Raw genomic sequence first — 3,779 nt, forward strand, 5'->3', positions numbered from 1 at the left:
GCTACAGTATCCTCCAATGGTACGATCAAAGGTATCAAAAAAGGTACTGCAAAAATCACTGTAACATGCAATGGTGTATCTAAAACAGTGAAAGTAACTGTAAAATAATTCGTTACTGGACACGGAGTGAACAGTAATAATTTCAGTCAGATACGTTAGACTGAACCATAAATAAAGAAAAGAAATCCTGTGTCTTACAAAAGCTCAGGGTTTCTTTTCGCTGTATAAAAGGTGTAGCTGCTGAACAACCGAATAAAGAAGAAGGAGAAGATTTGTGGACAAGAACAACGAACAGAAAAGTATCAAAACACCAGAAAATAAACAAAAACAGGACGGCATGAAGCCATGGCTGAAACTTCTTCCGGCTGCAGCAGTTTTTGCAGCAGTCTGCGTAACCTGTTATCAGGCAGATAAAGCCCCTGTAGAATCAATTCAAGTTGCAGATAATAATCTTATGTCTACGGATGATATCAAAAAGATAATCTCAACAGATAATCTCAGTGAAAAATCTGGAATGGAAACTTCATCTAAGGACAACAAAACTTCTACAAAAAAGACATCTGCGAAAAAAAACAAAAAAACCAGTAAAATAAAAACCAGTACAAAGAAGAATACTACTACAGGATCAGCTGTAAATGGAACAGCAGGAGGCGGCAGTGGCGCAGGAAGTACTGTGACACCTACTACAGAAGTCCCTGCCGATGGATATGTAGATGGAACTTATACAGGATCCGGAACAGGATTTGGTGGCACAATCACTGTGCAGGTAACAGTAAGTAATCACAAGATCTCATCTATTAATATTCTCGATGCATCCAGTGAAACGGCATCGTATTTTGCTAATGCTCAGGGTGTGAGCAGCAGAATTATTTCCAGCCAGTCTCCGAATGTAGATGCAGTTAGTGGTGCAACTTATTCTTCAAATGGAATTATTTCAGCAGTTCAGAGCGCACTGGCTCAGTCAATTCCGTCTGGAAGCCAGACGACTACAACACCAACACCGACTTCCTCACCAAAACCTACAAAGAAACCCGCGCCAACCCCGAAACCGGGAGAAGAACAGATTTATAAAGACGGAACCTATACAGGAACTGGCAAAGGATACAACGGAACAATCACTTTGACTGCCAAAATCAAAAAAGGTGTGATCAAATCTCTGGAAGTAGAGCACACAGATACACCGATGTTCTTTAATAAAGCATGGGATGTACTGGAAAATGAGATTATTCAGAATCAGTCTGTCGATGGTATTGATACTGTCAGCGGTGCGACTTACTCTTCGAAGGGTATCATAAACGCAATGAAAGATATTCTGAAACAGGCAGAAAAGGGCAGTACAAAAGTGACCCCAACGCCAACTCCGGAAATAACTGCTACACCAACTCCAGAAGCGACACCAACACCGACTCCGGAAGAGACCCCAACTCCGGAAGTAACACCGACTCCAGAGGAAACACCAGCTCCGACACCGACTCCGGAAGAAACACCTGAGCCAACACCGGAACCTACAGGACTATACGTTGACGGAACTTATACAGGCTCAAGCTACGGATATAGTGGAAGAGTGAATGTAACAGTAACAATTCAGGGAGGCCAGATTGCCTCCATTGAACAGAGCAACAGTGATTCTCCAGGATTCTTTGATGCAGCATGGGGGTCTATTTATCCTCAGATCATGGCAAATCAGTCTGCAGACGGTGTAGATACAGTCAGCGGAGCAACTTTTTCTTCAGAAGGTATTTTGGGTGCAGTTCAGAAAGCACTGGCTCAGGCACTGGCATAAAACTACTGAAATTAAAGCAAAAAAGCAGCATAAAATTTTAATTACAATTAAAACTTACACTTATTGTAAAAGAAAAAAAACATATGCTATAATTTCTGTTAGTGAGTTCTAACTTATAATGACAGATAATGCTTTTAACAGCATTGTAATAACAGAAATGGAGGATAACAACATGATCAAAACAACTGTGAAAGTAGACGGTATGATGTGCGGTATGTGCGAATCTCACGTGAATGATGCAGTGAGAAAAGCTTTTCAGGTAGATAAAGTTACTTCTTCCCACAGTAAGGGCGAGACAGTGATCATTTCAGACGGACCTGTAGATGAAGCCAAATTAAAAACAGCCATCAGTGCGACAGGATATGAAGTAAAAGGCATTACATCAGAGCCATATGAAAAGAAAAAAGGACTGTTTTCTTTTCTTCATAAATAAAAATACGTTTTAATTTTCCATGAGAAACCAGGCAGGAATTGTTCAGTGATTGAACAGTTCTTTCCTGGCTTTTTACTTTATCAGACACCTTGTTGCATCCAGAGATGTGTCTCTGGTAGATGAAATCAATAGTCATGGATTTGAATGATTTATAGAAAAATGGAATCTTTTTTGCATATTGAGAGCATTTCAGAAATATATCTGATAAATGTATTTGTCAAGCGGATAAAATCTACCGCTTCGCTACGTGGCTCTATACCAAATAACTACTCCGCAGTTTATCAGAAGGAGCTTGCAGTCCTCGGATGACGCGCTATGGAAGAGGTGTTCAAAAAATGTAACACAAGTCCATAATCTATTGTGCAATTTCTCGATAGATCTCGAATAATGACGGTAAGAAGTCCGATAAATTCATAAAAATCAGTTGCTTAATTTGTGCAAAATATGGTAGACTAACTGTAGTTAAGAAATGACAGAAATTTACAATTATTAATGATCTGGAGACGAAAGAATGAAAAAGAAAATAGAACTTGTCTGTTGGATTTTATTTACCGTTTTTTCTGGTATTGGTTTCTTTATTAACTTTATGAGCAAACCTCCGGTAAACGATACACATACATTTACTTTATACATGATTGGTGCTGCTGTGGTATCCTTACTATACCCGGCATCTATGTTTGTTCTTGGATTGAGAAACCGCTACCTGTATGATAAGTTAAATGAACTTGCTGAAGAAAAGGGTGAAACTGAAGCTGCCAAATCTGCACACACTTTCAGGTTATCCGCATCAGGATATACAGTTCCTGATATGAACATCCTTGTCAGTGCTCTGACCTCTGATCAGAAACTTACAGAGGAAGAGAAAGAATATTTATTAGAATACATTAAGAAGAAATGATGTGATGTTTAAATGGAACTGTTAGTTTGTATGTCCATTGCAGGAAGTATTCCTGTAGTGATCTGTTTACTTTTATACATAATTCAGCGTGAAGACTACAATTATATCCTTGGAAGAAGATTACTGCTGACAGGCGTGTTCTTTTATCTGGTGCCGGTTCAGTTGGTTAAATATTTACTTCCAAAAGATGCACTTCCGGAAACAATGTTAATTGGCAGGAAAGCGGATTCTTATTTATCCGGTTCTTTATCTTTCTGGAGTGAAAAGCAGGGCGATTATATATGGCTGCCTCAATGGTTTAATATTTTTGCCAGAGTCTGGTTAGCTGGAATTATTATTTTCGCGATCTATGAGATAGTTAAATACTGGAGAGGTGCACATTCTATTCGAAACTATATCTTCGAAAAGATTGACGATCCGGAAGATAATCTTACCTATTATCTGATCCCGGATGGAATCTGTGGTCCATGCACTATTGGGTTTTTCCGCCAGAAGATTGCAATTCCAGAGAGTTTTCCTCTGCATCCTGATTTTATCATGGTATACAAACATGAACATACACATTTGAAAAATCATGACAATTTAGTAAAACTTTTATGCCTTTTTGTTCTGTGCCTGCACTGGATGAATCCTGTGGCATATCTTTTACTTTTCCTTTACATAGA

Annotated in this window: 5 protein-coding genes; all 5 read left to right on the forward strand. The window is 38.8% G+C overall.

Annotated features, from left to right (window positions below; genetic code table 11):
* Positions 1-108 (forward strand): Ig-like domain-containing protein (locus tag ACTNES_RS19930; RefSeq protein ID WP_441040486.1); only part of this gene is annotated, 108 nt, incomplete at its 5' end.
* Positions 109-274: 166 nt separating this feature from the next.
* Positions 275-1,783, forward strand: coding sequence for an FMN-binding protein (locus tag ACTNES_RS19935; RefSeq protein WP_441040484.1), 1,509 nt, complete (start codon positions 275-277; stop codon positions 1,781-1,783).
* Positions 1,784-1,955: 172 nt separating this feature from the next.
* Positions 1,956-2,216: a heavy-metal-associated domain-containing protein gene (locus ACTNES_RS19940; protein WP_055052796.1), complete on the forward strand. Its 261-nt coding sequence runs from the start codon at positions 1,956-1,958 to the stop codon at positions 2,214-2,216.
* 511 nt (positions 2,217-2,727) lie between these two features.
* Positions 2,728-3,114, forward strand: coding sequence for a hypothetical protein (locus ACTNES_RS19945; protein ID WP_291806956.1), 387 nt, complete (start codon positions 2,728-2,730; stop codon positions 3,112-3,114).
* 12 nt (positions 3,115-3,126) lie between these two features.
* Positions 3,127-3,779 (forward strand): M56 family metallopeptidase (locus ACTNES_RS19950; protein ID WP_441040485.1); only part of this gene is annotated, 653 nt, incomplete at its 3' end.

The sequence above is a fragment of the Blautia sp. HCP3S3_D9 genome, assembly GCF_052063845.1.
Classification (GTDB): domain Bacteria; phylum Bacillota; class Clostridia; order Lachnospirales; family Lachnospiraceae; genus Blautia_A.